Below are 23,841 nucleotides of genomic sequence, written 5' to 3'. Positions count from 1 at the left end.
GCCGGATTATAATGGCCGCAAAGGCCGGATGACGGGGCTGGACCATGAGTGGCAGGATTTCGACGGTTGGCATCATCGGGGCGGGCCAGATGGGCGGCGGCATCGCGCATGTGGCCGCCGTCGCCGGCTACCGGGTCAAGCTCTACGACATTTCTGCGGAGCGGATCGAGGCAGGGCTCGCCACGATCAACGGCAACATGGCGCGCCAGGTTTCCTCCGGCAAGATGGAGGAGGCCGTGCATCGTGCCGCGATCGATCGCATCGAGTCGGCCCCGGCGCTCGACGACCTCGCCGATGTCGACCTCGTCATCGAGGCGGCGACCGAGGACGAGACGGTCAAGCGCAAGATCTTCGCCCAGCTCTGTCCGCTCCTGAATCCCGAGGCGCTGCTGGCCACCAACACCTCCTCGATCTCGATCACGCGGCTCGCGGCGCAGACCGACCGGCCCGAGCGCTTCATCGGCATCCATTTCATGAACCCGGTGCCGGTGATGAAGTTGGTCGAGCTGGTGCGCGGCATCGCTACCGAGGACACGACCTTCGAGACGGCCAAGGGCTTCGTCTCCAGCCTCGACAAGACCATCACCGTCGCCGAGGATTTCCCGGCCTTCATCGTCAACCGCATCCTTTTGCCGATGATCAACGAGGCGATCTACACGCTCTACGAGGGTGTCGGCACGGTCGAGGCGATCGACACGGCGATGAAGCTCGGCGCCAACCACCCGATGGGCCCGCTGCAACTCGCCGACTTCATCGGCCTCGACACCTGCCTGTCGATCATGCAGGTGCTGCATGACGGCCTGTCCGACTCCAAGTACCGGCCGTGCCCGCTTCTGGTGAAGTATGTCGAGGCCGGCTGGCTCGGCCGCAAGACCGGCCGCGGCTTCTACGACTATCGCGGCGAGCACCCGGTGCCGACGCGCTGAGCGCGGCGGGCACTAAAGCCCCAGCATCTCGACGATCCGCGCATGCGCGGCCTCCAGCCGCGCCAGTTCCGTCCGCTCCGCCGACACGTCGATATAGGCCCGCGAGGCTTCCGCTCGGGCGATGACGTCCTCCAGCGCGGCGCGGGCCGCCTCCATGGCCTCGCGCGCCGCCTGCTCCATGCCGGCCACGGCGTCGAGACGCGCGCCGCGCTCCAGCAGCAGGCGCACCGTCGACACGCGTCCCGCCTTGGCCGCGGCGAGGATCGCCGAAGCGCCGACCGGCGTCTGCGACACCGCAACGCCGAGGGCGATCAGCCGCGCCACGCGGTCGTCGCGGCCGCGGGCGGCGGCCTCCAGCATGGCCTCGCCGCCATGGCGGGCGATGTCCGCACCGGCCTCTATAAGCCGGTCGAGCCAAGCCGGATCCTGCTGGACCGCCGCCGCTGCGGCGAAGGCCGAACGGCCCTCGTGATCGACCGCATCGATGCCGACGCCGCGCTCGAAAAGCAGCGCGGCCACTTCGGGCATGCCGTTCCACAGCGCCGCCGCGAAGGCGCGGTCGATGTCGGCGGTGCGGCCGGCAAGGCGGCGGGCGGCGTCGGCATGGTTACCGGCGGCAGCGTAACGGCCCGAGATCGCCGCCAGCACCGGCGTCAGGCCCGAGGCGGCGCGCGCGTCGACGTCCGCGCCCAGCGACAGCAGAATGTCGACGCCGTCGGCGAGGCCGCGCCCGGCCGCGGCGAACAGCGCCGTCTCGCCCTCGTCCTGCCGCGCCTCGATTTGCGCGCCGGCCGCCGCCAGCAGGCGGATCGTCTCCGCCCGGCCGTAGAGCGCCGCCCTGTGCAGCGGCGTCTGGCCGAGATGGTCGACGCGAACGTTCGGGTCGGCGCCGGCTGCCAGCAGCAGGCGCACGCTCTCCTCGCCTCCCGCCGTGCCGGCCGCGCCGTAGAGCGCCGTCTGGCCGGACTGGTCGGCACGGTTGGGGTCCGCGCCGGCCGCCAGGAGATGGCGCACCATCGCCGGGTCGCTGCCGTAGCGGCTGACGTCGATCAGCGGCGAGGAGCCGTAGCGGTCGGCCCCGGAATCGGCCGGCGCGCCGGCATCGAGCAGCAGGCGGGCACATTCGGCGTTGTCCCGGAACGGGTTGAGGAAGGATTGGCGCGCCGCCCATTGCAGGGCGCGCTCGCTGTTGTGGTCGCGGCGCTCGGTCTCGGCACCGGCCTTCAGCAGCAGCCGCGTCATCTCAGGATCGCCGTTGCCGGCCGCGAACATCAGCGGCGTATAGCCGCTGTAGCCCTCATGGGGCGGGTTGGGGTCGGCGCCCTCAGCCAGAAGGGCGCGCACGCCCTCGAGGTTCTTCGTGCGCGCGTGATGCAGCAGCGCATGGAAATCGGCGAGCGCGAAGCGCGTCAGCGCCAGCACGCAGAGCAAAGCCAATGCCGCGATCTTCATGATGCAACCCCGAGCCAACCCGTCGCCAGTGGTCCCGCTCCCGATGGCGAATTTGTGGCCCGGTCCACCCACGCCCTCACCTATGATCACGGATCGGCGATCCGCGCCGATTTATCGTTGTTTTTCAGGGCCGCAGCGGCGGCTGGCCTTTACAAAGCGGGGCCGGGCCTAGAGTATCGGCGGCAGGCCGGGCCCCGCGAGCGGGGCGCCGGAGTTCAAGAGTTCAGTCTTACGGCTAACAGGGAGGTTTCCATGTCACCGAAGTTCCGCAGGCTCCTCGCCGCTTCCGTCACCGCCGCCGCCATGGCCGCGGCGTCCGCCGCCCACGCCCAGGACGTCAAGCTCGGCTTTCTCGGCGGCTTCACCGGCCCGATCGAGTCGCTGGTGCCGCCGATCCACGAGGGCGCGAAGCTCGCCGTCGCGCAGGTCAACGAGCAGGGCGGCATCCTCGACGGCCGCACGCTGACGCTGCTGCAGGGCGATTCCACCTGCATCGACACCACCGCGGCCTCGGCCGCCGCCGACCGCATGGTCAATTCGGAGAATGTGACGGGGCTGGTCGGCCCGCTCTGCTCGGGCGAGACGATCGCCGCCGCCAACACCGCCGCGATTCCCGGCGGCGTGGTGCTGATCTCGCCGGCGGCGACCTCGCCGGCGCTGTCGGGGCTGAACGACAACGACCTCGTCTTCCGCACCACCCCGTCCGACGCCTATTCGGGCCAGGTCCTCGCCAAGCTGCTGAACGAGGCGAACTACGGCAGCATCGCCATCACCTATGTCAACAACGACTACGGCAAGGGCTTCGCCGACGCCACGGCCGCCGCGTTCGAGGCGCTGGGCGGCACGGTGGCGGCCAACGAGGCGCATGAGGACGGCAAGGCCGACTACCGCGCCGAGCTCGGCTCGCTTGCCTCGTCGGGGGCGGACGTCCTCGTGGTGCTCGCCTATGTCGACGGCTCGGGCCAGACCATCGTGCGCCAGGCGCTCGAGGGCGGCGACTTCGACAAGTTCGCCGGCGGCGACGGCATGGTCGGCGACAGCATCGTCGGGGCCGTGGGCGAAGGCAAGCTCGACGGCTTCATCGGCGTCAAGATCGGCTCGTCCGAAACCGCCGGAACCACGCTCTTCACCGAAGCGGCGAAGGCGGCGGGCTTCGACCCGGCCGGCTCGTTCGTCGCCCAGTCCTACGACGCCGCCTTCATGCTGGCGCTGGCGATCCAGAAGAACGGCTCCGACAGCCGCGAGGGCCTGTCGGCCGCGCTGCGCGAGATCGCAAGCGCGCCGGGCGAGGTGATCCTGCCGGGCGAGTGGCAGAAGGCGGTCGGGCTCATCGCCGCCGGCCAGGACATCAACTACGAGGGCGCCGCCGGCAGCCACGAGTTCGACGAGAAGGGCGACGTGCCCGGCGTCATCATCGAGACGGTGATCGAGGGCGCGGGCTTCAAGGACGTCGGCCCGGTCCAGCTTCCGTAAGGACGCCGTGCCGCGAAGGCGGACAGGAAAGGCCCGGAGGGGAAACCTTCCGGGCCTTCTTCATGCTTTGAAATCGCCATCATCGTTAATCGGACGTTTAGAAGAACGTGAAAGATTGACCCATGTGGCGCCGTGGCCACGCCGGTGTGTCGCCGATCGTGATGAGGGTATCGATGTCGCTGCGTGACGAGTGGGAAGAGCCGCACAGGAACCGCGGCGGCATTTTCAGCGATTTCGGCATGGGCGCGCTGCGCGTGGCGCTGCTGTTCGGCTCGGCCGCCGTCGGGCTGGCGCTGGTGCTGACGCCGCTGGCGGAGAACCAGGTCGAGCGCATGGCCTATTCGGCCTATACGAACCGGCTCGACACGATGGCCACCGGAACGGTCGGCCCGAGGGCGAACGGGGCCTACACGGTCCGGCGCAGCGTCCTCCAGCCGTCGCCCTCCTCGGTCTGCATCATCCGCAACAACGGCATGCGCACCGGCGACTGCTAGCATTTTGCAGTCAGGTGGAATCACCTGACGTCGCATAAATGCGGCAAAACGAACGCCCGGAGCCGCAGGAACGGATCGTTAAGCCTGTTCCCCTCGCCGCGGGGAGAACCGAACGCCGTTAACCTTTCCTCATTTCCGTCTCTCTAGTCTTGGCCTATTGGACCGACGCGTGCGATCCCGAGCGGGAAGAGAAGCGATGCTGAAGCGATTTGTCAGGGATGAGCGCGCCGCGACGGCAATCGAGTACAGCCTGATCGCCGCCATCGTGTCGATGGCCATCCTGGCCGGCGCCGGCAGCATCTTCACCGAGCTTCAGGCGATCTACCAGAAGGCCGCGGACGAGATCCAGCAATCCAACACCAACCTTCCGTAAGGGCTCATTTCCCGAGCACCTTCGCCAGCGATACGGTGGCGCTGCCCGGCCGGGCAGCCTTCTGCTGGCCCGCATGCGGCGCCCAGCCCGACAGCCAGATGGTCGAGAAGGTGGCGCGCACGCGCCCGTCCGGATCGGAGAACCGTTCGGCGTAGGTCTCGGCGGCGCGCAGGAACAGCGCCTTGCCCGCGGGCTTGCGGCTGCGGGCGACGAGGCTGGCGGTCGCGCCCATGGCGCGCAGGTCGCGCATCAGCGCGAACATCGAATCGTAGCGCACCGTCACCGTCTCGTGGTCGGCGACGGGCAGGGCGAAGCGCGCCCGCTGGAGGAGCGCGCCGGCGTCGCGGACGTCGGCGAGAGGGGAGACACGCGGGCTCGCGCCGCCGGTCAGCTCCGTCTCGGCCGCCAGCAGCGCCTCGCGCAGCTCGGCCAGCGTGCCGGCCCCGGCGAGGCAGCCGAGGAACAGCCCGTCCGGCTTCAGCGCCCGCCTGATCTGCACCAGCATGCCGGGCAGGTCGTTGACCTCGTGGAGGTGATAGAGCGAGACGGCGAGGTCGAGGCTTTCCGGCTCGAACGGCACGGTCTCGGGCGCGGAGACCATGCCGTCCGCGCCGTCGAGCAGCGCGGCGTCGGCCTCGACGCGCACCGCCTCGCCGACCTTGCCGGTGGCGGCGAGCGCCAGCGCCGCTGCCGGCGTCTGGCAGAACAGCGCGGCGGCCGTTCCGAAGCGGCGCGGCACCGCGGCCAGCCGCTCGCCGAGGTCGTCGGCGGCGCGGGCCATCAGGAAATCGGCCCCGGCGCCGGCCGCGCCAAGGGCGCGCCGCTTGCGCGCCGCCGCCAGATCGAGATCGAAGATCGGCTCCACCGGGTTTTCCGACATGACATTGCTCCGTCTGCCGAAGCGCGCCGCGATCCTTCGGATTCGCTCCTTGCGCTTCAGCTCCCTGTCTCATGCATGTCTTGATCCCGAAACCGGTTCCCACTTTTGGGAGACATGCTCTAGCATGGCCATGAATGGCCTGTGAGACGAGCCTTGTCGTGAACGATCGCGCGGCGGATATCAAGGACTGTATGCGGCGGATCGCGGGTTTGCCGGCCCGCCTGCTGTTTCCGCCCGTCTGCCCCTCGTGCCGGCGGCTGGTGGCCGAGCCGTTCACCCTGTGCGGCGGCTGCTGGCCGAAGCTGCGCTTCATCGAGCGGCCGTGGTGCGAGGTCCTGGGAACGCCGTTCTCGCACGAGATCGGCGAGGGCATCCTCTCGGCCGACGCCATCGCCAACCCGCCGCCCTTCGCCCGCGCCCGCTCCGCGGTCGCCTATAACGGGGTCGCGCGGCAGATGGTGCTGAACCTGAAGTTCGGCGACCGCACCGAGCTCGCACCGACCATGGCGCGCTGGATGATGCGGCCGGGGGCCGAGCTTCTGGCCGAGGCGGACGCCGTCGCGCCGGTGCCGCTGCATCGCGGCCGGTTCCTGCGCCGCCGCTTCAACCAGTCGGCCGAGCTGGCGCGGGCGCTGTGCGCCCTTACCGGCCGGCGATTCCTGCCCGACGCGGTGGCGCGCATCCGCGCCACGCGCCAGCAGGTCGGGCTCGGCGCGCGCCAGCGCGAGGACAATGTGCGCGGCGCGTTCCGCGTGCCGCCGGCGTCGGAGATCGCCGTGCGCGGCCGGCGCATCCTCGTCGTCGACCACGTCTACACCACCGGCACCACGGTCTCAGCGGTCGCGAAGGCGCTGAGGAAGGCGGGCGCGGCCGAGGTCGACGTGCTGACCTTCGCGCGGGTCCTGCCCGGCGAGCCCGGCGCGGGCGAGGCGGGGCAAGGGGTCTTCCTGCCCGACGAAGCCGGGACTATATGAGGACGACAGGCTCGAGCCCCGGACGAGATGATGACCGAAGTGACGATCTATACCCGCGCGCTGTGCGGCTATTGCTCCGCCGCCAAGCGGCTCCTCGATTCCAAGGGCGTCGCCTATGACGAGCGCGACGCGACCTTCTCGCCGGATTTGAGGCAAGAGATGATGGCGCGTGCCAACGGACGCTCGACCTTTCCGCAGATATTCATCGGCGACACCCATGTCGGCGGCTGCGACGACCTCCACGCGCTGGAGCGCGCGGGGAAGCTCGACGCGCTGCTCGCCGGCGGCAACGGGGAGGACGGACGATGACCGCGGTCAGGGTGGCGGCGCTGCAGATGCGCTCGGGCCAGAGCGTCGCGCGCAACGTCGCCGACTTCGAGGCGCTGGTGCGCGAGGCGGCGGGCAGGGGCGCGACCTATGTCCAGTCGCCGGAGATGACCGGGGCGCTGATGCGCGACCGGGCGGCGCTCAGGGCGGTGCTGAAGCCTGAAGGCGAGGACCCGGTGGAGCGCGCCGCCGGCCGGCTCGCCGCCGAGCTCGGCATCGTCGTCCATGTCGGCTCGACCGCGATCGCCCGGCCCGACGGCAAGGTCGCCAACCGCGCCTTCCTGTTCGGCCCCGACGGCGGGCTGCTCGCCACCTACGACAAGATCCATATGTTCGACGTCGATCTCGACAATGGCGAGAGCTGGCGCGAATCGGCGACCTACGAGCCGGGCACTGCCGCGACCGTCGTCGAGCTGCCGTTCGGGCGGCTGGGCATGGCCGTATGCTACGACGTGCGCTTTCCCCAGCTTTTCCGGGCGCAGGCGCTGGCGGGGGCGCAGATTCTGACGGCGCCGGCCGCCTTCACCCGCCAGACCGGGTCGGCGCACTGGCACGTGCTGCAGCGCGCCCGCGCCATCGAGAACGGGGCGTTCGTCGTCTCGGCCGCGCAAGGCGGGCTGCACGAGGACGGCCGCGAGACCTACGGCCATTCGCTGATCGTCGATCCGTGGGGGCGCGTGGTGGCCGAGGCCGACCATGACGAGCCGGGCGTCGTCGTCGCCGACATCGACCTTGCCGAGGTGGCTGAGGCGCGGGGCAAGATACCGAACCTGAAGAACGCGCGCGAATTCGCGGTCGCGCATGCGGGAGCGGCGACGGCCGCGGGAGGCTGAGATGATCCGCTTCTCCCTCTCCTGCGACAAGGACCACGCCTTCGACGGCTGGTTCCGCAACGGCGACGACTTCGATGCCCAGAAGAAGCGGGGCCTGGTTTCCTGCCCGGTCTGCCAATCGGTCAAGGTCGAGAAGGCGCTGATGGCGCCGTCCGTCTCCACCGGCCGCAAGCGCGAGACGATGGCGCTCGCCATGGGCGAGGAGCAGCGCAAGGCGCTGGCGAAGCTGAAGGCGATGGCCGAGGAGGCGCGCAAGAACGCCGACTATGTCGGCGACAAGTTCGCCGAGGAAGCGCGCAGGATCCATTTCGGCGAGGTCGAGCCGCGCGGCATCTATGGCGAAGCGACCACCGAGGAGGCGCGGGGCCTTCTCGACGACGGCGTCGACTTCGTGCCACTGCCGGCCTTTCCCGACGACACGAACTGAGCCGGCAAGCCGGGCCGGCGCGGGATCAGCGCTTCTTCAGCGCGGCGGGAGCGACGTTGCGCCAGGCCGTCGTCAGCCCGCTGCGCAGCGTCGCCTCGTCGGCCGCGTCGAGCGCGATTTCCGTCCAGCCCTGCCGGCCCCAGCCGCCCTTCACCGGGGCGAAGATAGCGGGCTCGGCTTCCGCCAGCATCGACTGCTCGTCGGGCGTCAGCTTGAGCACGCCGCGCCCGGACGCGGGCAGGGTGGCGAATATCCTGTTGCGCACGCGAAAATCTGCCTTGCCGAAATGCGACTTCTCCTCGGCCTCCGGCAGGGAGAGCGCGATGCGCCGGAAATCCTCCGCGTTCAAGGGCGTGGCCTCCTCCTGCCGCGCGCCGGGTGCGCCTATTGCCGCGTCTTCTCGGCCAGCACCATGTAGTTGACGTCGAGGTCGGCCGATTTCTGCCAGCGGTCGGCGAGCGGGCTGTAGCTGACGCCGGTGCGGTCGACGACGCGCATGCCGGCCTCGCCGAGCGCGCGCTCCAGCTCCTCCGGGCGCACCAGCTTGCCGTATTGATGGGTGCCGCGCGGCAGCCAGCGCAGCACGTATTCCGCGCCGAAGATGGCGAGGCCCAGCGCCTTCAGCGTGCGGTTGATGGTGGCGACGAACATCACCCCGTCCGGGCGCACCATCTCGGCGCACTTGCCGATGAACAGGCCGACATCGGCGACATGCTCGACCACTTCCATGTTGAGGACGACGTCGAAGGTCTCGCCCGCCTCGGCCAGCGCCTCGGCCGTGGTGGCGCGGTAGTCGATGGAGACGCCGACCTCGGCCGCGTGGAGCTTCGCCACCTCGATATTGGTTTCGGAGGCGTCGGCGCCGACCACCTCGGCGCCCAGCCGGGCCATCGGCTCGCACAGGAGCCCGCCGCCGCAGCCGATGTCGAGGATGCGCAGCCCCTCGAAGGGCTTGGCCGCATGCGGATCGCGCCCGAAGCGGGCGGCGACCTGGTCGCGGATATAGGCGAGCCGGACGGGGTTGAACTTGTGAAGCGGCCGGAACTTGCCGTTGGGGTTCCACCACTCGGCGGCGATGGCGGAGAAGCGTTCGATCTCTCCGGCGTCGATGGTCGTTCGTCGGACCTCTGGCATGGCGTGTCTCCTCGTGACCTCAAATCAAGTCGGGGAGAGGCGCGGGAATGTCAAGCACGCCCGTCCCATCTCGCTTGCGCGGCGAGGCGGATTCGGCTATCGAACCCGCGCATCCGCGCCCCGGCATGAGGGGCGTTTCAGCTTGATTTCTCCGGGGAAAACCTCTTTCCGGATCGCTTCGCAGGGGCCAGTCGCTTTCATGGCGCGCATCGTGATGAAATTCGGCGGGACTTCGGTCGCCGACATCGCCCGCATCCGCAATGTGGCGCGCCACGTCAAGCGCGAGGTCGATGCCGGCCACGAGGTCGCGGTCGTCGTTTCCGCCATGGCCGGCAAGACCAACGAGCTGGTCGGCTGGGTGCGGGACGCCTCCAAGGCCGAAGGCTCGAACCTCAACATCTACGACGCGCGCGAATATGACGCGGTGGTCGCCTCGGGCGAGCAGGTCACGTCCGGGCTGCTCGCGCTCGTTCTCCAGTCGATGGGCGTCGACGCCCGCTCCTGGCAGGGCTGGCAGATCGCGATCCGCACCGACAACGCCCATGGCGCGGCGCGCATCACCGACATCGACGGCGCCGAGCTCGTCCGCCGCTTCGGGCTCGGACAGGTGGCGGTCGTCGCCGGCTTCCAGGGGGTCGGGCCGGACAACCGCATCGCCACGCTCGGCCGCGGCGGCTCCGACACCTCGGCCGTGGCGCTCGCCGCCGCGGTCAAGGCCGACCGCTGCGACATCTACACCGACGTCGACGGCGTCTACACCACCGACCCGCGCGTCGAGCCCAAGGCGCGGCGGCTTGCCCGCATCTCCTTCGAGGAGATGCTGGAGATGGCCTCGCTCGGCGCCAAGGTGCTTCAGGTGCGCTCGGTCGAGCTCGCCATGGTGCACAAGGTGCGTACCTTCGTGCGCTCCTCCTTCGAGGAACCCGACGCGCCCGGCATGGGCGATTTCGAGAACCCGCCCGGAACCCTCATTTGCGACGAGGACGAGATCGTGGAACAGCAAGTCGTTACCGGCATCGCCTACGCCAAGGACGAGGCGCAGATTTCGCTGCGCCGCGTCGCCGACCGCCCGGGCGTCTCGGCCGGCATCTTCGGCCCTCTGGCCGAGGCCGGCATCAATGTCGACATGATCGTCCAGAACATTTCCGAGGACGGCAGCTTCACCGACATGACCTTCACCGTGCCGGCCGGTGACGTCGCCAAGGCGCTGTCGGTGCTGGAGAAGGTCAGGGAGACGATCGGCTTCGACGTGATCCAGCACGAGGAAGGGCTTTCCAAGGTCTCGGTCATCGGCATCGGCATGCGCAGCCACGCCGGCGTCGCCGCCACCGCCTTCCGGGCGCTGGCCGACAAGGGCATCAACATCCGCGCGATTACCACCTCGGAAATCAAGATTTCCATTCTGATCGACGGCGCCTATACAGAACTTGCGGTTCGCACTTTGCATTCCGTCTACGGCCTCGATAAGCAGTAGAAGAGAAGTCTGCGGCAGGCGCCGGAGGCGACATTCCCGATGGATGGCGGCGCGCGGACCCTAGGTCCGGCGGCGCTGCCGCCGTTTGAAAGGAGCGCGATGCGAGAGACGGCCGCAGGCCCGCGCCTATTGCTGAGAAGGCTTCGCGAGCTGATGGCGGAGCCGCTCGAGCCGCAGGACCGGCTCGACCGCATCGTCCATCATATCGCCCAGAACATGGTGGCCGAGGTGTGCTCGCTCTACGTGCTGCGCGCCGATTCCGTGCTCGAGCTCTACGCCACCGAAGGCCTGAACCCGTCCTCGGTCCACCATGCGCAGCTTCGGCTCGGACAGGGCCTCGTCGGCACCATCGCCGCGAGCGCGCGCCCGCTGAACCTTTCCGAGGCGCAGAAGCATCCTGCCTTCGCCTACCTGCCGGAGACGGGCGAGGAGATCTACAACTCCTTCCTCGGCGTGCCGGTGCTGCGCGCCGGCAGGACGCTCGGCGTCCTCGTGGTGCAGAACCGCACCATGCGCCAGTATCGCGAGGACGAGATCGAGGCGCTGGAGACCACGGCGATGGTCATCGCCGAGATGATCGCCACCGGCGACCTCGCCCGGCTGACGCGGCCCGGCATCGAGCTAGACCTGTCGCGGCCGGTGACGATCTCGGCCGCACCGTTCAACGAGGGCATCGGCCTCGGCCATGTCGTGCTGCACGAGCCGCGCATCGTCGTCACCAACCTGTTCAACGAGGATTCGGAGGAGGAGGTCGAGCGGCTCGAAGGGGCACTCGGCTCGCTGCGGCTGTCGCTCGACGACATGCTGTCGCGCCGCGACGTCGCCTTCGAGGGCGAGCATCGCGCCGTGCTCGAAGCCTACCGCATGTTCGCTGACGACACCGGCTGGGTACGGCGCCTCCACGAGGCGATCCGCAACGGCCTGACGGCGGAGGCCGCGGTCGAGAAGGTGCAGTCCGACATGCGCGCGCGCATGCTGCACATGACCGACCCGTACTTGCGCGAGCGGATGAGCGATTTCGACGATCTCGCCAACCGGCTCCTGCGCATGCTGCTCGGCCACGGGCCGGAGACGCTGGCCGCCTCGCTGCCGCGCGACGCCATCATCGTCGCCCGCTCGATGGGCGCGGCCGAGCTTCTCGACTATCCGCGCGAGAAGCTGCGCGGGCTGGTGCTGGAGGACGGGGCGATCACCAGCCATGTGGTGATCGTGGCGCGCGCCATGGGCATTCCCGTCGCCGGCCAGGCCAAGGGCGCGGTGTCGATGGCCGAGAACGGCGACGCCGCCATCGTCGACGGGGTCGAGGGCGCGGTGCATCTGCGCCCCACGGCGGATGTCGAGGCCGCCTTTGCCGAGAAGGTGCGGTTCCGCGCCCGCCGGCAGGAGCTCTATCGCGAGCTGCGCAAGAAGCCGTCGGTGACGAGGGACGGCGTCCCGGTCGAGCTGATGATGAATGCGGGGCTCGCGGTCGACCTGCCGCAGCTCGCCGAATCGGGCGCGGCGGGCATCGGCCTGTTCCGCACCGAGCTTCAGTTCATGGTCGCCTCGACCTTCCCGCGCGCCGAGGCGCAGGAGCGGCTTTATCGCGACGTGATCGACGCGGCGCGCGGCAAGCCCGTCACCTTCCGCACCATCGACATCGGCGGCGACAAGGTGCTGCCCTACTTCAAGGCGACGGAGAACGAGGAGAACCCGGCGCTGGGCTGGCGTGCGGTCAGGCTCACCCTCGACCGGCCGGGCCTCCTGCGCACCCAGATGCGGGCGCTGCTCAAGGCGGCCGGCGGACGCGAATTGCGCGTCATGCTGCCGATGGTGACGGAGATCGCCGAGATCAGGCAGGCGCGCGAGATCATCGACCGCGAGGTGCGGCACCTGTCGCGCTTCGCCCACCATCTGCCGAACACGCTGAAGCTCGGCGCGATGATCGAGGTGCCGTCGCTGATGTGGCAGCTCGAGGAGCTGATGAACACGGTCGACTTCGTCTCGGTCGGCTCGAACGACCTCTTCCAGTTCGTCACCGCCACAGACCGCGGCAACAGTCGCGTCGGCGACCGCTTCGACCCGATCTCGGTGCCGTTTCTCAGGCTCCTGCGCCAGATCACCGAGGCCGGCCGCGAGGCCGGAACCCCGGTGACGCTGTGCGGCGAGCTGGCCGGCCGGCCGATCTCGGCAATGGCGCTTCTCGGCGTCGGCTACCGCTCGATCTCGATGTCGCCGGCGGCGATCGGCCCGGTCAAGGCGATGCTGACCGAGCTGCCGCTCGGCACGCTGACCGAGCTGATGGACGACACGCTCAACGCGCAGACCTGCGAGAAGGACGTGCGCGGCATGCTCGCCGCCTTCGCCGCCGAGAACGACATTCCTCTTTGACAGGCTTGTAGACCCAGCATGATCGAACTGCCGCGCGACCGGATGGACCAGGTCCTGAAACGCTTCGAGCTCGTCGAGGCGCAGATGGCGGCCGGCCCGTCGCCGGAAGCCTATGTCAAGCTTGCCTCGGAATATTCCGAGTTGCAGGAGATGGCCGGCAGGATCCGCGAGCTGCGCGCCGCCGAGGGCGAGCTTGCCGACCTCGAAGCCATGCTCGCCGACAAGGCGACCGACGCCGAGATGCGCGAACTGGCCGAGGCCGAGCTTCCCGGCGTCGAGGAGCGGATCGAGGGCCTGCAGAAGGACATCCAGATCCTGCTCCTGCCGAAGGACGCGGCCGACGAGAAGAACGCGATCCTCGAAATCCGCGCCGGCACCGGCGGCGACGAGGCGGCGCTGTTCGCCGGCGACCTTTATCGCATGTACGAGCGCTATGCGGCGCGGATGGGCTGGCGCTTCGAGCTGATCTCGGCGAGCGAGGGCGAGGTCGGCGGCTTCAAGGAGGCGATCGCCTCGGTCTCGGGCAAGGGCGTGTTCGCGCATCTGAAGTTCGAATCCGGCGTCCACCGCGTCCAGCGCGTGCCGGAAACCGAGGGCAGCGGGCGCATCCACACCTCGGCCGCCACCGTCGCGGTGCTGCCGGAGGCGGAGGAGGTCGACGTCGAGATCCGCAACGAGGACATCCGCATCGACACGATGCGCGCGTCCGGCGCCGGCGGCCAGCACGTCAACACCACGGATTCGGCGGTGCGCATCACCCATCTGCCGACCGGCATCATGGTCGTGTCGGCCGAGAAGTCGCAGCACCAGAACCGGGCGCGGGCCATGCAGATCCTGCGGGCGCGGCTCTACGACATGGAGCGCGACAGGGCGGCCGGCGACCGCGCCGAATCGCGCCGGCTCCAGGTCGGCTCGGGCGATCGCTCGGAGCGCATCCGCACCTACAACTTCCCGCAGGGGCGGGTGACGGACCACCGCATCAACCTGACCCTCTACAAGCTCGACCAGGTGATGGAGGGCGATCTCGGCGACATCGTCGACGCGCTGATCTCCGACCACCAGTCGAAGCTGCTGGCCGAAGCCGGGCAGGATGGCTGAAGGCGCGCTGCCGGCGACGCTCGGGCCGCTCCTGCGGCATGTTCGCCGGGCATTGGAAGAAGCGGGCGTCACCGACGCGGCGCTCGACGCGCGGCTGATAGTCGAGCACGCGGCGGGCGCCTCGCGCACCGATCTCGTCACCGATCCCGGTCGGCCGATCGGCCATGCCCAAGGCGAAGCGGCGCGCGCGATGCTGGCGCGGCGGCTTGCCGGCGAGCCGGTCCACCGCATCCTCGGCAGCCGCGAGTTCTACGGATTGCGGCTTGCCCTCTCCGCCGGCACGCTGGAGCCGCGGCCGGACACCGAGGCGCTGGTCGAGGCGGCGCTGCCCTTCGCCCGGCGGGCGGCCGACCGGCACGGCGCATGCCGCATCCTCGATCTCGGCACCGGCACGGGCGCGGTGGCGCTGGCGCTGCTGGCGCAGGAACCGCGCGCGCAGGCGGTAGCGAGCGACATTTCTCCCGATGCCCTTGCGACGGCGGCGGCGAATGCCGATATGACGGGTGTTGCGCCGCGTTTCACGGCCGTGCGCTCGGACTGGTTCGGGGGAATCGAGGGTCGATTCCACCTTATCGTCTCAAATCCGCCCTATATTGCGAGCAGTGAAATAGCGCTGCTGGCAAAAGAGGTGCGCGAGCACGACCCGCGAGCGGCGCTGGACGGCGGCGCTGACGGCCTCGATGCCTACCGCGCGATCGCCGCCGGCGCGCCGGCGCATCTCGAGACGGATGGCGTCGTCGCCGTCGAGATCGGCATCGGCCAGGAAGCGGATGTGGAGGCGCTTTTCGCGACGCAGGGGTTCGGCCTCGCAAGCACGGCGCGCGATCTCGGAGACGTGTTGCGGGCCCTGGTTTTCGCCCGCTGAAGGCGGGACTTGCGCGCCATGGCGCAGCGCAAAAAATCGCTTGGCAAGCAAGACTATTGCGGATAGTTTCCGGCCACCGGATGAAACGAAGCAGGCAGTGTTGTTGTCGATTCGGTTCCTTAAGGGAATGGCTGCCTCCTAGCGTGAAAAGCGCCTGTGCTTCGTGCGGGGACCATCCGGATACGACATGAACCGGGACAGGATTTGACGTGGCCAGGGCGCATTGTTTGCAGCCGCTGGCCAACCGAAGAACGCAAAGCGCGCGGTCCCCGGCCGCCTCTGCGACGGAGTGCATTTCCAACATGAGAAACGACGAATGAGGCCACAGCAGAACAGGCGCATGCGCGGACGCGGCGGCGGCAATAACAACCAGAACCAGAACCGCAAGGGCCCCAATCCGCTCACCCGCAACTATGAGAGCAACGGCCCGGACGTGAAGATCCGCGGCTCCGCGCAGCAGATCGCCGAGAAATACGCGACGCTGGCGCGAGATGCGCAGAGCGCCGGCGACCGGGTGATGGCGGAGAACTATCTCCAGCATGCGGAGCACTACAACCGCATCATCATGACCGCTCTGGCCCAGATGCCGCAGCAGCAGCAGATGCGCGACAATCGCGACGAGGATGACGGCGACGAGGACGGCGACGAGGGTTTCGCGCCGATGCAGCAGGCGGTCGAGCCGCAGCAGCCTTCCCGCCAGCAGCCGCGCCATGAAGGCCGTGGCGAGGCGCGGGGCGAGGGTCGCCATGAGCCACGCGGCGAGCGGCGCAACGAGGCGCACAATGACGGCACCGGCCCGCAGCCGGTGATCGATGGCGTCCCGGCCGAGGTCGTGCTGGCGCAGGAAGAGGAAGCCCCGGCCAGGCCGAGGGCGAGGCGGCAGGAGCCGCGCGCCGCCGTCGAGGCCGCCACGGCCGAAACTGCGGAAGCGGCACCTGCCGGCGACGAGGCGGCCGAGGGCGAAGCGCCGCGCCGCGCGCGCCGGCCGCGCCGTCCCCGCGTCAAGGCGGAAGACGCCGCCGGCGGCGAGGATGCGCCGGCTGCCGCGGGCGAGGAAATCGTCACCGAGGCCGCGCAGTAGCGCATGGCCGGCGCGCCTTCGGGCGGCCCGATCCCAGTTCGAAAGAGACGGCGGGCTTCTTGCCCGCCGTTTTTTGTTTGTGTCCGCCCGTCGGGCCTTGAGCCGTGGGAAAAGATACCCATATCCCCTTCGAGTGGGCCTGCCGCAAGCGGTCGGGTCGCGGGGATGTTTGATCCGCGTCATTGTCCGAGGGGGTCCGTCACCTGAAAATCGATCCGGCGCCGCGAACGGGCCGGTCGGGAACGGAGACGATTTATGAACATCGAGAAATATTCCGAGCGCGTCAGGGGCTTCATCCAGTCGGCCCAGACCGCGGCGCTTTCCGCCAATCACCAGCAGTTCACGCCCGAGCATCTCCTGAAGGTGCTGCTCGACGACGACGAGGGCTTCGCCTCCTCGCTGATCGAGCGCGCGGGCGGGCGCCCGCGCGACGCGCGCCTCGGCGTCGAGGCGGCATTGAAGGCGCTGCCGAAGGTCGAGGGCGGCAACGGCCAGCTCTATCTCGCCCAGCCGCTGGCCAAGGTGTTCTCCACCGCCGAGGAACTGGCGAAGAAGGCGGGCGATTCCTTCGTCACGGTCGAGCGGCTGCTGACTGCGCTTGCCATGGAAAAATCGGCCAAGACTGCCGACATCCTCGCCAATGCCGGCGTGACGCCGACGGCGCTGAACCGCGTCATCGAGGAGGTGCGCAAGGGCCGCACCGCCGATTCGGCCTCGGCCGAGCAGGGCTACGACGCGCTGAAGAAATATGCGCGCGACCTGACTGCCGACGCGCGCTCGGGGAGGCTCGACCCGGTGATCGGCCGCGACGACGAAATCAGGCGCACCATCCAGGTGCTGTCGCGCCGCACCAAGAACAACCCGGTGCTGATCGGCGAGCCGGGCGTCGGCAAGACGGCCATCGCCGAGGGGCTGGCGCTGCGCATCGTCAATGGCGACGTGCCCGAATCGCTCAAGGACAAGCAGCTGATGGCGCTCGACATGGGCGCGCTGATCGCCGGCGCGAAATATCGCGGCGAGTTCGAGGAGCGGCTGAAGGCCGTGCTCAACGAGGTGACGGCGGCCGACGGCAACATCATCCTGTTCATCGACGAGATGCACACGCTGGTCGGGGCCGGCAAGGCCGACGGGGCGATGGACGCCTCGAACCTCTTGAAGCCCGCGCTCGCCCGCGGCGAGCTGCACTGCGTCGGCGCGACCACGCTCGACGAATACCGCAAGCATGTCGAGAAGGATGCGGCGCTGGCGCGGCGCTTCCAGCCGGTCTTCGTCGACGAGCCGACGGTCGAGGACACGATCTCGATCCTGCGCGGGCTGAAGGAGAAGTACGAGCAGCACCACAAGGTGCGCATCTCCGACTCGGCGCTGGTCTCGGCGGCGACGCTCTCGAACCGCTACATCACCGACCGCTTCCTGCCCGACAAGGCGATCGACCTCGTCGACGAGGCCGCCTCGCGCCTCAGGATGCAGGTCGATTCCAAGCCCGAGGAGCTGGACGAGATCGACCGCCGCATCATGCAGCTCAAGATCGAGCGCGAGGCGCTGAAGCTCGAGAAGGACGACGCCTCGAAGGACCGGCTGGTGCGGCTCGAGAAGGAGCTGACCGACCTCGAGGAGGAATCGGCCGAGCTGACCGCGAAGTGGCAGGCGGAGAAGCAGAAGCTCGGCCTCGCGGCGGATCTCAAGAAGGAGCTCGACGAGGCGCGCAACGAGCTGGCCATCGCCCAGCGCAAGGGCGAGTTCCAGAAGGCGGGCGAGCTGGCCTATGGCCGCATCCCCGAGCTGGAAAAGAGGCTGACGGAAGCCGAGGCGGCGGATGGCAAGGGCTCGATGGTCGAGGAGACCGTGACGCCCTCCCACGTCGCGCACATCGTGTCACGCTGGACCGGCATCCCGGTCGACAAGATGCTGGAAGGCGAGCGCGAGAAGCTGCTGCGCATGGAGGACGAGCTTGCCAGGCGCGTCGTCGGCCAGGGCGAGGCGGTGCAGGCGGTGTCGAAGGCGGTGCGGCGCGCCCGCGCCGGCTTGCAGGACCCGAACCGGCCGATCGGCTCGTTCATGTTCCTCGGCCCCACCGGCGTCGGCAAGACCGAGCTGACCAAGGCGCTGGCGAACTTCCTGTTCGACGACGAGACGGCGATGGTGCGCATCGACATGTCGGAGTTCATGGAGAAGCACTCGGTCGCGCGGCTGATCGGCGCGCCTCCCGGCTATGTCGGCTACGAGGAGGGCGGCGCGCTGACCGAGGCGGTCCGGCGCAGGCCCTATCAGGTCGTGCTGTTCGACGAGATCGAGAAGGCGCATCCGGACGTGTTCAACGTGCTGCTCCAGGTGCTGGACGACGGCCGGCTGACCGACGGGCAGGGCCGCACGGTCGATTTCCGCAACACGCTGATCATCATGACGTCCAACCTCGGCGCGGAGCTTCTCGTGTCGCTGCGCGACGATCAGGATGTCTCGGACGTGCGCGACGAGGTGCTCGCCATCGTCAAGGGCAGCGTCAAGCCGGAGTTCTACAACCGGATCGACGAGATCGTCCTGTTCCACCGGCTGCGCCGGGAGGACATGGGCCGGATCGTGACGATCCAGCTGAAGCGGCTGGAGGCCCTGCTCGATGATCGCAAGATCGTGCTCGACCTCGACGACGAGGCGGTCGAATGGCTGGCCCAGAAGGGCTACGACCCGGCCTATGGCGCGCGTCCGCTGAAGCGCGTGATCCAGAAGGAGCTTCAGGACCCGCTGGCCGAGCGCATCCTGCTCGGCGACATCCATGACGGGTCGCTGGTGAAGATCACCGCCGGCTCCGACCGTCTCAACTTCCGCGCCAGAGGCGGCGTGGCCGAGACGGAAGAAGCGGCCTGAAGCGGGCCCCCTAATTGAAAGAACGACGCCCCGCCGAAAAGGCGGGGCGTTTTTCGTCGGAAATCCTGCCGCGGGAGAGGGTGGACATGGCGCAGAACATCTATGATGATCCCGGTTTCTTCGCCGGCTACAGCCGGCTGCCCCGGCAGGTGCGCGGGCTGGACGGCGCGCCGGAATGGCCGGCGCTCCGGGCGATGCTGCCGCCGCTCGCGGGCAGGCGCGTCGCCGATCTCGGCTGCGGCTTCGGCTGGTCCGCGCGCTGGATGCGCGCAGAGGGCGCGGCCTCGGTCCTCGGCCTCGATCTGTCGCAGAACATGATCGCCCGCGCCCGCGCCGACACGGACGACCCGGCGATAGAGTACCGCATCGCCGACCTCGATACGGCTGAACTGCCGGCGGCCGCGTTCGACCTTGTCTTCAGCATGCTGGCCTTTCACTACGTGCGGGATTTCGCCCGGCTCGCGCGCACGATCCATGCCGCACTCGCTCCCGGCGGGGATCTCATCTTCACCATCGAGCACCCGATCTTCATGGCGGCGGCGCATCCGCGCTGGACCCGCGACGAGGACGGGCGCAGGACCTGGCCGGTCAACGGCTATTTCAGCGAGGGCGAGCGGCGCACCGACTGGTTAGCGGACGGCGTCCTCAAATATCACCGCACGCTCGGGACGACGCTGAACACGCTGATCGGCGCGGGGTTCATGCTGCGGCGGGTGGAGGAGTTCGTGCCGACGCCTGCGCAGATCGCCGGGATGCCCGAGCTGGCCGAGGAGCTGGAGCGGCCGATGATGGCGCTGATCGCGGCCCGCAAGGGCTAGGCCGGCTCGCCTTCCGCTCCTTGCCGCAAGCTCGCCATTTTCATGTCCCGTTCATGTCGCATCGTCGATGGTGGGTCGCGGGACGGAGCGCCCGGTTGAGATTCGGAAGGGCAGGAATGAACGGCAGGACGGTTTCTTTGGCGGTTCTGGTGCTCGGCGCGCTGATTTCGGGCGCGACGGCGCAGCCGCGCGAGGTCGAGGTCTATCAGGACCGTTACGGCCGCGAGGTGGTGGTCGACGTCTACACGGGCGAGATCCTCGACGTGCGCGAGCCGCGCCGCGAACGGCGCAACCGCGAATACCTCTACCCGCGCGAGGAGCGCCGCGCCGAACGGCGCCAGGACCGCTACTATCTCGACGATCCCGACGACATGGCGCGGCTGCGCCGCGAAAAGCGCATCGAGGAGCTGGGGCGCGACCCCTATGGCGGCCGCCTGCCGCAGTATCGCGATTATCGCGCGCTGCCGGATCCGGATTATTCCGACGACTACGGATACGAGGAATATCCGCCCTCCGGGGACGAGGGCTATGCCCGGAGAGACGAGTGGCCGCAGCCGCCCTCGACCTTCGAGGAGCGGCCGCGCTACGAAGCGGTGCCGCGCGTCGAGCGCGCGCCGCTGGTCACGCCGCCCGATGCGCCGTCGACGGGCGAGCCCGACATCGCCGCTGCGCCGCCTACCGGTAGCACGCCCGAGACCGTCATCGAGGAGGCGCCGCCGGAGCTCGGCCTGCCCGATCCGGCCAATCCGCCGGAGGTCGCGGTTTCCGGTGCGTCCGAGGACGTGGCGAAGATACAGATCCTGCTCGATCGTCTCGGCGTTTCGCCCGGCGTCATCGACGGGCGTATGGGCGACAATGTCAACAAGGCGATCTCGGCCTGGCGCGAGATGACCGGCGAGGCGCTACGCACCTACGACAAGGAGTTCATCGACGCCCGGCTCGCCGAGACCGGCGGCGACCCGTTCACCACTTACGAGATCACGCCGACCGACGTTGCCGGCCCCTATGTCGCCTCGGTGCCGGAGGACTATTCGAAGAAGGCGCAGATGGAGCGGCTGAGCTTCACCTCGGTGCCGGAGATGCTGGCCGAGCGCTTCCACATGGACGAGAAGTATCTGAGGGCGCTCAATCCCGGCGCGGCGTTCGACCGGCCGGGAACCCGGATCAGGGTCATCAATCCGGGCGCGGCCAAGAAGGGCGAGGTCGCCCGGATCGTCGCCGACAAGGGGCGCAAACAGGTGCGTGCCTACGACGCGCGCGGCAAGCTCGTCGTCGCCTATCCCGCCACCATCGGTTCGGCCGCGACGCCGTCGCCCACCGGCACCCACACCGTCGAGCGGGTCGCCCTCGATCCCGAATACACCTACAATCCGAAGATCAACTTCCAGCAGGGCGACAACACCAAGGTGCTGCGCATTCCGCCGGGGCCGAACGGCCCGGTCGGCACCGTCTGGATCGCGTTGTCCAAGCCGACCTACGGCATCCACGGCACGCCCGAGCCGTCCAAGATCGGCAAGACCGAATCGAACGGCTGCATCCGCCTGACCAACTGGGACGCGCAGGAGCTGGCGAAGATGGTGAAGCAGGGCGTGACGGTGGAATTTGTTGAGTGAGTAGTGAGTAGTGAATCATGGGGTTGCTCTCAAAGGCAGCCCCCGTTTTCTTCTCTACTCACTATTCCCTACTCACTACTCACTATTTCGCTCATTTCCCCGTCGCGCTGGCGAGCTTGAACGACGGCGCGTCGTCCTGCCGGAGCAGCTCGTCGATCCGCTCGCGCTCGCGCAGGAAGACTTCCATCTCCTCGCCGGACAGCGTCTTGCCGGTGGGCAGGCGCACGCGCATCGGGTCGACCTTTCGGCCGTTGACGATCAGCTCGTAATGCAGGTGCGGTCCGGTGGACAGGCCGGTCGAGCCGACATAGCCGATGACCTGGCCCTGACGCACGCGCGCGCCCTCGGAGACGCCCTTGGCGATGGCGCTCTGGTGGCTGTAGGACGACTTGTAGCCGTTGGCGTGGCGGATGATGGTCTGCCGGCCGTAGCCGCCGGCCCAGCCGGCCTTCTCGACCACGCCGTTGCCGGCGGCGATGATCGGCGTGCCGCGCGGCGCCGACCAGTCGACGCCGGTATGCATGCGGCTGTAGCCGAGGATGGGGTGGCGGCGGCCGCCGAAGCCGGACCGGAACTTGCCGTTCGGCACCGGGTTGCGCAGCAGGAACTGGCGGGCGCTGCGGCCTTCCTGATCGAAATAGTCGATCGTGCCGTCGTCCATGCGGAAGCGGTAGAAGGTGCGCGTGTTGCCGCCGAACGTCGCCTGCACGTAGAGCAGCTCCGATTCGTCGGTCGCGCTGTCCTCGTCGTCGGGCTGCGAGAAGAATGCGTCGATGCGGTCGCCGGGGTTGAGGCGCGACTGGAAATCGACGTCGGAGGCGAGGAGGCGCACGAGCTGGCGCGTCATCGACCGGTTCATGCCGTAGGAATAGGCGGCGCGCCAGATGCCGTCATAGACGGTCGGCAGGTCGCCGCGCGGCCGCGCAACCGGCTGGTTGGTGTCGAACGCGGTCAGGACCGCCGGGTTCGGCTCCGGCTCGCTGCCCTTGACGAACTGGTCGTGGTCGTCGAGCGCGATGGTCAGGTGATGGCGGCGGCCCTCGTAGAGGCTGGCGCGCACGATCCGGCTCATCTCGCCGCGCGTCTCGATCCCGAGGCGCATCACCGACCCCGCCTTCAGCACCGACGAGCCGAGAAGCACGGAGAATGAGTGGGCCATGGTCGCCGAATCGTCCTGCGAATAGCCCGATTCGGTGAGCATCTCGCCGATGTCGCGGTCGGCGTGGAAGGGAAGGATGTCCTCGGCATATTCGGCGGCGGCGGCCGCCTCGGCCTCGCGCGGCGAGACCGAGACGTTCTCGGGCACGATGCGGATGCCGTAGGACACGCCGAGGGTCTGGGTGGCGAGGGTTTCGCCGAATCGCTGCGGGTCGACATAGTGCAGCGCCGCGACCTGCACTGCGCCGTCGGTGAGGATGGCGGCGGTGTTGCGCACCACGGTTTCGACCTCGTCGGCGGTCAGCGTCACGCGGCCGTCGAAATTGGCGGTCTCGATCGGGAAGTCGATGGTGTGGAGGCTGACCTCGCTCTCCACCTTGGCGCCATAGATGAAGCCGGTGTCGAGCGGGCTCTGGGGCGCGGCCGCGCCGTCCTCGGCGAAGACGTCGAGCGGGTCGAAGGCCGGGTAGGAGCGGGTAGTGGCGTGGCCGGCGGCCAGCGCCATGCTGACCTGGACGAAGGGGAGCGTGCGCACCACGTCTCGGTCGCCCGCCTTGAGCATGGTCGAGACCTCCATACGTCGGCGGTCGGTGGCGCGGGCGACGGCGCGCGGCGCGATGACCCGGTTGGTCTTGGCGCTGCCTTCGCTTGCCGCGCCGCCGTCGAGCGCGGCGAGGTTGAGGATCTCCGGCGGTGTCGCCAGCTGCTCGCGGCCGTCGAGCGCCGCGAACAGCGCCACGCCCATCAAGACGCTCGATGTGATGCCGGTCAAGAACGTGCCGGACAGCCAGCGGGCGGAGACCTCGCGCCGGTCCGGCGGGCCGGAGCGCCCGCCCGTCACCATCGGCGGTTCGTTGCCGAGCGCGGCTATGGTTTCATCGATCGGCTGCATGCGGGCGCCGTGTTCCCCCTTGGCCGGGCGGCCGGTGAAAAGTTCCGCGCGTCGACAATTGCCCGTCCGCGGCCGTGAAGTCAACGAAGCGGAGCGCCGGCCGAGGGCGGGCCCGCCCGATGCGGCGCACCGCCGCCCGCTCTCTATATATAGGCGACATGCAGGTGCCTTCGCTCCATCGCGATATCCAAGCGGCCTATGGACGGAATTGGGCCGCTTTGTGTCGGCCCCCGGTATAAGAGGGTCGGCGAGGCCGCCCGGGACCCTTTCCCGGCCTGCCGAACGGGGAACAGCCGGCTTCGGAAAAAAAATCAAAA

General features: G+C 69.0%; 21 protein-coding genes. 16 read left to right on the top strand and 5 right to left on the bottom strand.

Features of this window, described 5'->3' with window-relative positions; genetic code table 11:
- Positions 1–44 precede the first annotated feature (44 nt).
- Positions 45–926, top strand: a complete 882-nt coding sequence (locus M9945_RS18640) for a 3-hydroxybutyryl-CoA dehydrogenase (RefSeq protein ID WP_367929126.1) — start codon at positions 45–47, stop codon at positions 924–926.
- Between the two features lie 12 nt (positions 927–938).
- On the opposite strand, the gene M9945_RS18635 is transcribed toward M9945_RS18640, so the two are convergent.
- Positions 939–2,378: an ankyrin repeat domain-containing protein gene (locus tag M9945_RS18635; RefSeq protein ID WP_367945761.1), complete on the bottom strand. Its 1,440-nt coding sequence runs from the start codon at positions 2,376–2,378 to the stop codon at positions 939–941.
- Positions 2,379–2,630: 252 nt separating this feature from the next.
- Here M9945_RS18635 and M9945_RS18630 point away from each other — a divergent pair, with 252 nt between their 5' ends.
- The 3 genes from M9945_RS18630 (at position 2,631) to M9945_RS18620 (ending at position 4,718) form a co-directional block, all read left to right on the top strand.
- The gene (locus M9945_RS18630; RefSeq protein WP_367945760.1) at positions 2,631–3,851 is read left to right on the top strand and encodes an ABC transporter substrate-binding protein; all 1,221 of its coding nucleotides are present in this window, start codon (positions 2,631–2,633) and stop codon (positions 3,849–3,851) included.
- A 173-nt stretch (positions 3,852–4,024) separates the two neighbouring features.
- Complete coding sequence (locus M9945_RS18625) at positions 4,025–4,345, top strand: hypothetical protein (protein ID WP_367929129.1); 321 nt, start codon at positions 4,025–4,027, stop codon at positions 4,343–4,345.
- A gap of 196 nt (positions 4,346–4,541) precedes the next feature.
- On the top strand, positions 4,542–4,718 hold the full coding sequence (locus tag M9945_RS18620; protein WP_367945759.1) for a Flp family type IVb pilin: 177 nt from the start codon (positions 4,542–4,544) through the stop codon (positions 4,716–4,718).
- A 4-nt stretch (positions 4,719–4,722) separates the two neighbouring features.
- Here M9945_RS18620 and M9945_RS18615 read toward each other — a convergent pair whose 3' ends face one another.
- Positions 4,723–5,583, bottom strand: a complete 861-nt coding sequence (locus tag M9945_RS18615) for a class I SAM-dependent methyltransferase (RefSeq protein WP_367945884.1) — start codon at positions 5,581–5,583, stop codon at positions 4,723–4,725.
- 206 nt (positions 5,584–5,789) lie between these two features.
- On the opposite strand from M9945_RS18615, the gene M9945_RS18610 reads away from it, so the two are divergent.
- Genes M9945_RS18610 through M9945_RS18595 form a run of 4 tightly spaced genes read left to right on the top strand, consistent with a single transcriptional unit; the run spans position 5,790 to position 8,159 of the window.
- Positions 5,790–6,572 (top strand): ComF family protein, encoded by a 783-nt coding sequence (locus tag M9945_RS18610; protein WP_367945883.1) that lies wholly within the window; start codon positions 5,790–5,792, stop codon positions 6,570–6,572.
- A gap of 30 nt (positions 6,573–6,602) precedes the next feature.
- Complete coding sequence (grxC, locus tag M9945_RS18605; protein WP_367929131.1) at positions 6,603–6,881, top strand: glutaredoxin 3; 279 nt, start codon at positions 6,603–6,605, stop codon at positions 6,879–6,881.
- Positions 6,878–7,732, top strand: coding sequence for a carbon-nitrogen hydrolase family protein (locus M9945_RS18600; RefSeq protein WP_367945758.1), 855 nt, complete (start codon positions 6,878–6,880; stop codon positions 7,730–7,732). Before grxC ends, M9945_RS18600 begins: the two co-directional genes overlap by 4 nt.
- A 1-nt stretch (position 7,733) precedes the next feature.
- Positions 7,734–8,159 (top strand): DUF1178 family protein, encoded by a 426-nt coding sequence (locus M9945_RS18595; RefSeq protein ID WP_367945757.1) that lies wholly within the window; start codon positions 7,734–7,736, stop codon positions 8,157–8,159.
- A 25-nt stretch (positions 8,160–8,184) separates the two neighbouring features.
- On the opposite strand, the gene M9945_RS18590 is transcribed toward M9945_RS18595, so the two are convergent.
- Together M9945_RS18590 and ubiG are read right to left on the bottom strand one after the other, a co-directional pair.
- On the bottom strand, positions 8,185–8,508 hold the full coding sequence (locus tag M9945_RS18590; RefSeq protein ID WP_367929134.1) for an MmcQ/YjbR family DNA-binding protein: 324 nt from the start codon (positions 8,506–8,508) through the stop codon (positions 8,185–8,187).
- Positions 8,509–8,543: 35 nt separating this feature from the next.
- Positions 8,544–9,293, bottom strand: coding sequence for a bifunctional 2-polyprenyl-6-hydroxyphenol methylase/3-demethylubiquinol 3-O-methyltransferase UbiG (ubiG, locus tag M9945_RS18585; RefSeq protein WP_367945756.1), 750 nt, complete (start codon positions 9,291–9,293; stop codon positions 8,544–8,546).
- A gap of 199 nt (positions 9,294–9,492) precedes the next feature.
- On the opposite strand from ubiG, the gene M9945_RS18580 reads away from it, so the two are divergent.
- From M9945_RS18580 to M9945_RS18545, 8 genes are all read left to right on the top strand, one after another.
- Positions 9,493–10,767 (top strand): aspartate kinase, encoded by a 1,275-nt coding sequence (locus M9945_RS18580; protein WP_367929136.1) that lies wholly within the window; start codon positions 9,493–9,495, stop codon positions 10,765–10,767.
- A gap of 99 nt (positions 10,768–10,866) precedes the next feature.
- Positions 10,867–13,137 carry a phosphoenolpyruvate--protein phosphotransferase gene (gene ptsP, locus M9945_RS18575; RefSeq protein WP_367945755.1) on the top strand — a complete coding sequence of 757 codons (2,271 nt, stop codon included), beginning with the start codon at positions 10,867–10,869 and terminating at the stop codon, positions 13,135–13,137.
- Positions 13,138–13,155: 18 nt separating this feature from the next.
- Positions 13,156–14,235: a peptide chain release factor 1 gene (gene prfA, locus M9945_RS18570; RefSeq protein WP_367929138.1), complete on the top strand. Its 1,080-nt coding sequence runs from the start codon at positions 13,156–13,158 to the stop codon at positions 14,233–14,235.
- On the top strand, positions 14,228–15,100 hold the full coding sequence (gene prmC / locus M9945_RS18565; RefSeq protein WP_367945754.1) for a peptide chain release factor N(5)-glutamine methyltransferase: 873 nt from the start codon (positions 14,228–14,230) through the stop codon (positions 15,098–15,100). Before prfA ends, prmC begins: the two co-directional genes overlap by 8 nt.
- A 316-nt stretch (positions 15,101–15,416) precedes the next feature.
- Positions 15,417–16,181, top strand: a complete 765-nt coding sequence (locus M9945_RS18560; protein WP_367945753.1) for a DUF4167 domain-containing protein — start codon at positions 15,417–15,419, stop codon at positions 16,179–16,181.
- 255 nt (positions 16,182–16,436) lie between these two features.
- A complete protein-coding gene (gene clpB, locus M9945_RS18555) occupies positions 16,437–19,043 on the top strand; it encodes an ATP-dependent chaperone ClpB (protein ID WP_367945752.1) in 2,607 nt (868 codons plus the stop codon).
- Between the two features lie 86 nt (positions 19,044–19,129).
- A complete protein-coding gene (locus tag M9945_RS18550) occupies positions 19,130–19,861 on the top strand; it encodes a class I SAM-dependent methyltransferase (protein WP_367945751.1) in 732 nt (243 codons plus the stop codon).
- Between the two features lie 116 nt (positions 19,862–19,977).
- Positions 19,978–21,474, top strand: a complete 1,497-nt coding sequence (locus tag M9945_RS18545; protein ID WP_367945750.1) for a L,D-transpeptidase family protein — start codon at positions 19,978–19,980, stop codon at positions 21,472–21,474.
- Positions 21,475–21,565: 91 nt separating this feature from the next.
- Here M9945_RS18545 and M9945_RS18540 read toward each other — a convergent pair whose 3' ends face one another.
- A complete protein-coding gene (locus tag M9945_RS18540) occupies positions 21,566–23,524 on the bottom strand; it encodes a M23 family metallopeptidase (protein WP_367945749.1) in 1,959 nt (652 codons plus the stop codon).
- Positions 23,525–23,841: the final 317 nt, after the last annotated feature.

The sequence above is a fragment of the Aquamicrobium sp. genome, from assembly GCF_023954335.1.
Taxonomy (GTDB): domain Bacteria; phylum Pseudomonadota; class Alphaproteobacteria; order Rhizobiales; family Rhizobiaceae; genus Aerobium.
This window is presented reverse-complemented; position numbering and strand designations above follow the sequence as displayed.